This is a genomic window from Spirillospora sp. NPDC127506 (assembly GCF_040302145.1).
GTDB lineage: Bacteria > Actinomycetota > Actinomycetes > Streptosporangiales > Streptosporangiaceae > Spirillospora.
Genome location: NZ_JBEORG010000021.1, coordinates 123,168 through 129,627, shown reverse-complemented (window position 1 = coordinate 129,627; position 6,460 = coordinate 123,168). Strand labels below are relative to the sequence as shown.

The window sequence follows — 6,460 nt, the reverse complement described above, 5'->3', positions numbered from 1 at the left end:
GGGTTCCGCCGCCCGCCCCCACCCGCCCGCCCCCGGGGCTCCGCCCCTGTCCCCCGTTGGGGCTCCGCCCCTCGCCCCCGTGCGGGGTTCGGATGGCGGTCTTCCTGCCTCTCCCTGCTCGCTGAGGTTTTTCGGGGGTGTGGTCATTCCTTCAGGGTGTTGAGTCTGGTGGGGGTGTCCTCCAGGGCGCCGCGGTCCCAGTTGGCGAGTTCTGCGGCTGCTTCGTAGGTGGTTTGCAGGAAGTCCGTGAGGGTCGCGTCCGGGTCCTCGGCGGTCGCCACGGCCTCGTAGGGGAGGACGAACTCTCCCATCTCGCTGCTGTAGAAGGCTTCCTTGGGGGCCACCGGATGGTCGGGGAAGCCTTCGGGCTCCGGGTAGGCGTAGGAGTAGAACGCTCCCTCCTCGCCACCGCCCGGCCAGAAGCCGGCGCTCGACAACTCGCCCGAATAGCCCTCCACCATCACCCAGTCCGGGCAGTTCGGCGCGCCGCCCGGGTGCTTCGGGGCGGGGCGGCCTGAGAACCTCGTGCACGCCAGGTCCATCGCACCCCAGAAGAAGTGCACCGGGCTCACCTTACCGGTGAAGCGGGAGCGGAACTCGCCCAGGACCCGGTCCGCCTGGAGAAGCTGCCGCCAGAACAGGTGGGCGGCATCCGCGTCATACGAGGCGTTCTGGTGGTCCTCGGCGAACGGGATCGCTGGTTCCACCTCGTTCGGGCTGGCCTGGATCGGTGCCTCGATGTCCAGTTCGTGCAGGGCGGCCATGGTCTCGGCGTAGAAATCGGCCACCGACTTGGGCTCCAAGGCCACCGTGCGGGAGCCGCCGTCGCTGCTGCGGATGCGCAGCAGGTGCTCGACGAAGTCGAACTCGATGTCGAAGACGCCGTCCCGGTACGGGACCGCCGAGGTGGTCAGGCCCCTCGGGCTGACGTACAGCGTGACCTGCCACCAATGGTTGAGCAGCGGCGCATGGGCCAGCCGGACCTTCCCGACTATCTGCGCCCACATGTGCAGGGTTTCGCGGGTCGCCGTCCAGTCCGCCGCCCGCAACCGCGGCCAATCGTGCATCACGCCTCCACTCGGCTCGGTCGATGGGTCCCATACCCCCCGTCTCGCAGTCCACCTGCCCCGGATGGGCGCGGGGGTGCGTAGCCTGGTGATATGCGGAACTGGGTGGGTGCGGGGCTTGACGTCTGCTGGGTGCTCGTCTTCGTGGCCATCGGACGCGCTGCGCACGACGAGGCGGGCGGCTTGGCGGGGTTCGCCGGCACCGCGTGGCCGTTCCTCGTCGGGCTCGCGGCCGGATGGGGCGGCCTGCGGGCCTGGCGGCGGGTCGACGCGCTCGTCCCGACCGGTGCGGGAGTCTGGGCGGCGACCGTCGCGGTGGGGATGCTGCTGCGGGCCCTGTCCGGGCAGGGTGTCGCGGTCGCGTTCACGGTCGTCGCCGCCCTGTTCCTCGGAGCCGGGCTGCTCGGGTGGCGCGCCGCCGGGCGGATGGCGGCACGGCGGACCGCCGTGGAGAAATGAACGTTTCCGTCAAATGACCGCCCGGTCTCTTTGACCGATCCAACCAGTTGACTACTGCGCGCCGGTCCTGGTGAAGTTACCCGCGAGTCACGTGGGTGACCGTGATCATGTTGAAGGGGAACACCGATGGCATCTGCGCTGCGCGCATGGCTGGAGAAGCCGAACACCGGACGCGGCGTGCACCTGGCGACGGACGACGGCGGCTGGGAGTTCCGCGACTACGGCGCGCTGGCGGCCGCCGCACGGCGCACCGCCGGGGCGCTGATCGAGGAGGGCGTCCGGCCCGGCGATGTCGTCTGCCTCATCCTGCCCACGGACTTCACCTGCATAGAGACGTACTACGGGGTGTGGGCCGCCGGGGCCACCGTCTGCCTGATCACGCCGCCGCTGTTCCAGGACGGCGACGACTACGTGGCGCACGTCGCGGCGATCCTGCGGCAGGCGTCGCCCGCGCTCGTCGTCGCCTCCAAGGACCTGAACGAGTACGCCGGGCGCGCCATGGACCAGGCCGGGCTGAGCGGTGAGCCGTGGCAGCCGTGCCAGGGCGCGGAGGCGGACGTGCAGCCCGCCGGCGAGCTGGCGCTGCTCCAGTTCACCTCCGGGTCCAGCGGCGCCCCGCGCGGCGTCATGGTCACCTGGGAGAACCTGGAGGCCAACAGCGAGCTGATCGCGCGGATGGCCGGGTACGAGGACGGCGACGTGGTGGCCACGTGGCTGCCGCTCTACCACGACATGGGGCTCATCGGGACGTTCATCACCCCGATCGCGCGGCAGGGGATGCTGCGGCTCATGCGGCCCGACCACTTCATCCGCGACCCGGCACGGTGGATCCGGTGCTTCGCCGAGGCCCAGCACACCGCGGCTCCGCCGTTCGCGTACGCCTACTGCGCGCGGCGGGTCAAGCCGGAGCAGCTCGAAGGGCTCGACCTGTCCGGGTGGAAGATGGCGCTGATCGGCGCCGAGCCGATCGACCCGCATGCGCTGGAGGTGTTCGCGCAGCTCGTCGAGCCGTTCGGGTTCTCCCGGGCGATGTTCAAGCCCGCCTACGGCATGGCCGAGACGACCCTGCTGGTCACCATGGACAACGAGCAGCGCGAACCCCTCGCCGTCCGGCCCGACCCCGAGGCGCTGTCGTTCGGGCGGCCGGTGCGCATCCTGGAGCAGCACCGGCTCGGACCCCGGTCGATCGGCGCCAAGGCCGGGTGGGTCGTCGGGTGCGGGACCCCGGAGGACGACGTCCCCGTCGCGATCGTCGACGACGACGGCAACGAGCTGGGCGAGGGCCTGCTCGGGGAGATCGTGGTCGGCGGCGCCTCGGCCTGTCCCGGGTACTACGCGGGCGCCGAGGCCAAGTCGACGCGGTTCATGGACGGGAAGGTCTACACCGGGGACGCGGGCTTCTTCTACGAGGGGCAGCTGTTCGTCCTCGGGCGGATGGGCGACAGCATCAAGGTCCGCGGCCGGTCCGTCTACGTCGAGGACCTCGAATCCAAGATCGCCGAGGTGAGCGGGCTCGGCAAGGGGCGCGTCGTGGTGGTCGGCGTGCCGGGGGCCGGGCGGAAGGGGCTCGCGCTGTTCGCCGAGACGCAGAGCGAGGAATGGGTGCCCGCCGTGCGGGAGACGCTGCGGCGCCGCGTCGGGGACGACGTGGAGATCACGGTCGTCGTCGGGTCCGGGCTCATCCAGCGGACGTCCAGCGGCAAGCCGCGCCGCAGGTACATGTGGGAGCGGCTCCAGGCCGGTCGCATGGAGGGCGCGCGCGTCGTCGGCTGATTGCTTAAGCCGCTGATGACAGGACACCATGTCGTTGACTCTGCGAGAGGTCGACGATGCCGGCTGTTGCCAAGACGCTGTTCCGAGCCGTCCGAGGGGGGACGACCTCCCTCACCCCCCGATTCGGTTCGCTCGTTTCGGTGGGCGCCCGCCTGGGCTCCACCGCCCAGAACGCCCTGGAGGTCGCCCGGTTCGGGGGGTTCGACACCGACGAGGACGCCTCCCCGTGCGAGGTGGTGACCGAGCAGCGGGTGTACCGGCTGCGGCACTACTTCCCGGACGCGGCGGGCGGGCCCGTGATGCTGCTCGTCCCGCCGCTGATGATCACCGCGGAGGTGTACGACATCTCCTCGCGGGTCAGTGCGGTGAAGGTCCTGCACGACCTGGGCGTCGACCCGTGGGTCGTCGACTTCGGGGCGCCCGAGCGGGAGCCCGGCGGGCTCGAGCGGAACATCAGCGACCACGTGCTGGCCGTCAGCGACGCCGTCGACCGGATCCGCAAGGCGACCGGACGCGACGTCCACCTCGCCGGGTACTCGCAGGGCGGCATGTTCGTCTACCAGGCGGCCGCGTACCGGCGCAGCGACGGCATCGAGTCGATCGTGACGTTCGGCAGCCCGGCCGACACCAGCCGGGGGCTCCCGTTCGGGCTGCCCGGCTGGCTCGCGTCCGAGGGCGTCGAGCGGATCCCCGACCGGGTGCTCGGCGGCTTCGCCGTGCCCGGATGGGTCACCCGGCTCGGCTTCCAGGTCCTCAGCCCCGTCAAGTCGGTGCGGTCGCGGGTCGACTTCATCCTGCAGCTGCACGACCGGGAGCGGCTGGCGCAGAGGGAACGGCAGCGGCGGTTCCTGGAGCGGGAGGGGTGGGTGTCGTGGCCCGGCCCCGCGCTCGCCGAGTTCCTCCGCCAGTTCATCCAGCACAACCGGATGCTCACCGGCGGCTTCGTCATCGGCGACCGGCTCGTGACGCTCGCCGACATCACCTGCCCCGTGCTCACGTTCGTCGGCGAGGTCGACGAGATCGCGCCGCCGCCGATGGTCCGCGGCATCAGGCGGGCGGCGCCGCGCGCCCAGGTGTACGAGGCGTCGCTCAGGGCCGGGCACTTCGGGCTCGTCGTGGGCGGCCTCGCGATCGCGCAGACCTGGCCCGCCGTCGCGTCGTGGGCGCTGTGGCGGGAGGGCGAGGGCGAACTGCCCGAGATCGTCGCCCCGGTCGCCGGGGACGAGGAGGCCGAGACCGCCGACCTGCCCGGCGGCCCCGCCGGGTACGGGCTCCAGCTCGCCGCGGGCATCGGGACGAGCGCCGCGCGGTCCGCGCTGCGGACGGCCGCGCGGGTCGCCCGCGGAAGCCGGCAGCTGACCGGGGAGGCCGCGCAGAACCTGCCGCGGCTGGCGCGGCTGGAGCGCATCCAGTCCGACACGCGCATGTCGATGGGGCTGCTCCTGGACGAGCAGGCCCGCCGCAGGCCCGGCGAGGTCTTCTTCCTGTACCGGGGGCGCGGGCACACCCACGACGCGGCCAGGCGGCGCATCGACGCCGTCGTGCGCGGGCTGATCCACATCGGCGTGCGGCACGGCGACGCGGTCGGCGTGCTGATGGGGACCCGGCCCACCGCGCTCGCCCTGGTCGCCGCGCTGAGCCGGCTCGGCGCCGTGGCGGTCCTGCTGCGCCCCGACGGGGACCCCGCGGCCGAGGCGCGGCTCAGCGGGATCACGCGGGTCATCGCCGACCCCGAGCACGCGGCGGAGGCCGCGAAGCTGGACGGCGTCCAGGGGTACCTGCTCGGCGGCGCCGGGCGCGGCGACCGCGGGACGCTCATGGACATGGAGCGCATCGACCCCGCGCAGGTCGAGCTGCCCGGGTGGTACCGGCCCAACCCGGGGCGGGCCGGCGACCTCGCCTTCGTGGTGTTCCGGGGAGACGGCGAGCACCTGCGGGCCAGCCGGATCACGAACCGCAGATGGGCCCTGTCGGCGTTCGGGACCGCCTCGTCGGCCGCCCTGTCGCCGTCCGACACCGTCTACAGCATCACGCCGCTCCAGCACCCGTCCGCGCTGCTGATGAGCCTCGGCGGCGCCGTCGCCGGCGGGGCGCGGCTCGCACTGGCCGGCGCCTCCGCCGCGGTCCCCGGCGGGGAGTCGTCCCCCCACCGGGACATCGACCCGGAGGCCTTCTGGGACGAGGCGCGCCGCTACGGCGTGACCGTCGCGTCCTACACCTGGACGCTGCTGCGCGACCTCGTGAACGCGCCGCCGAACCCGGCCGAGCGGCACCACGCGATCCGGCTGTTCATCGGGTCCGGGATGCCGCGCGGGCTGTGGCGGCGGGTCGAGGAGCGGTTCGCGCCCGCGCGGGTGCTGGAGTTCTACGCCTCGACCGAGGGCGAGGCGGTGCTGGTCAACCTGAGCGGCAAGAAGCCCGGCTCGCTGGGCCGGCCGCTGCCCGGCAGCGCCGAGGTGCGGCTCGCCCGGTACGACCTGGAGAACGGGCGGCTCGCCGAAGGCCCCGACGGATTCGCGGTCCGCTGCGAGCCGGGGGAGATCGGCATGCTGCTCGCGCGGGTCCGGCCGTCGGCGGCCGGCTCCGCGTCGCGCGTCGTGCGGGGCGTGTTCCGGCCCGAGGACGCCTGGACGATCACCGGGGACCTGTTCCGCCGGGACGCCGACGGGGACTACTGGCTCGTCGGGCGGGAGGCCGAACTGATCGGCACCGCCGAGGGCATCGTCCCGCCCGGCCCGATCCGGGACGCGCTCGGCGACCTGCCGTACGTCGACACCGTCGCCGTCTACGGGATCCCCGCGGGGGACACCGAGCTGGCCGCCGCCGCCGTGAGCCTGCGGGACGCGGAGGAGACGGTCAAGGCGATCGACCTGACGGAGGCGCTGCTGCGGGTGGAGCCGGAGCTGCGGCCCGCGCTCGTCCGGGTCGTGGACGAGGTGCCCGTCACCGCCGGGCGGCGGCTCTGGACCGCCCCGCTGCGCGAGGAGGGCGTCCCCGCCGCCGGCGACGGGCTGACCTACTACCGCGACCGGTCGGGCGCGTACCGGCCGCTCACCGAGACCGCGCGGCGCCGGCTGCTGCGCGGCGCGGCGGCCCGCGAGACGCGCTCACGCGCAAGTCACCGGCGATAAGTCTGGACTTACGGGCGTCCGCTGCGTTAG

At 73.2% G+C, this 6,460-nt stretch carries 4 protein-coding genes; 3 read left to right on the top strand and 1 reads right to left on the bottom strand.

Annotation, left to right across the window (positions count from 1 at the left end):
* Positions 1-143: 143 nt before the first annotated feature.
* Positions 144-1,067 (bottom strand): DUF5996 family protein, encoded by a 924-nt coding sequence (locus ABTW95_RS21015; RefSeq protein ID WP_500227142.1) that lies wholly within the window; start codon positions 1,065-1,067, stop codon positions 144-146.
* A 93-nt stretch (positions 1,068-1,160) separates the two neighbouring features.
* Between ABTW95_RS21015 and ABTW95_RS21010 the strand changes: the two genes are divergently transcribed.
* From ABTW95_RS21010 to ABTW95_RS21000, 3 genes are all read left to right on the top strand, one after another.
* Positions 1,161-1,526 carry a DUF3054 domain-containing protein gene (locus ABTW95_RS21010; RefSeq protein WP_396445714.1) on the top strand — a complete coding sequence of 122 codons (366 nt, stop codon included), beginning with the start codon at positions 1,161-1,163 and terminating at the stop codon, positions 1,524-1,526.
* Positions 1,527-1,652: 126 nt separating this feature from the next.
* Entirely contained in the window at positions 1,653-3,299 is a 1,647-nt protein-coding gene (locus ABTW95_RS21005) for an AMP-binding protein (RefSeq protein ID WP_396445713.1), read from the top strand.
* Positions 3,300-3,439: 140 nt separating this feature from the next.
* Positions 3,440-6,430 carry an AMP-binding protein gene (locus ABTW95_RS21000; RefSeq protein ID WP_500227141.1) on the top strand — a complete coding sequence of 997 codons (2,991 nt, stop codon included), beginning with the start codon at positions 3,440-3,442 and terminating at the stop codon, positions 6,428-6,430.
* Positions 6,431-6,460 lie beyond the last annotated feature (30 nt).

Coding starts and splice junctions, on each gene's coding strand:
- ABTW95_RS21005 (WP_396445713.1), top strand. CDS start 1,653: ATGGCATCTGCGCTGCGCGCATGGCTGGAGAAGCCGAACACCGGACGC.
- ABTW95_RS21015 (WP_500227142.1), bottom strand. CDS start 1,067: ATGCACGATTGGCCGCGGTTGCGGGCGGCGGACTGGACGGCGACCCGC.
- ABTW95_RS21010 (WP_396445714.1), top strand. CDS start 1,161: ATGCGGAACTGGGTGGGTGCGGGGCTTGACGTCTGCTGGGTGCTCGTC.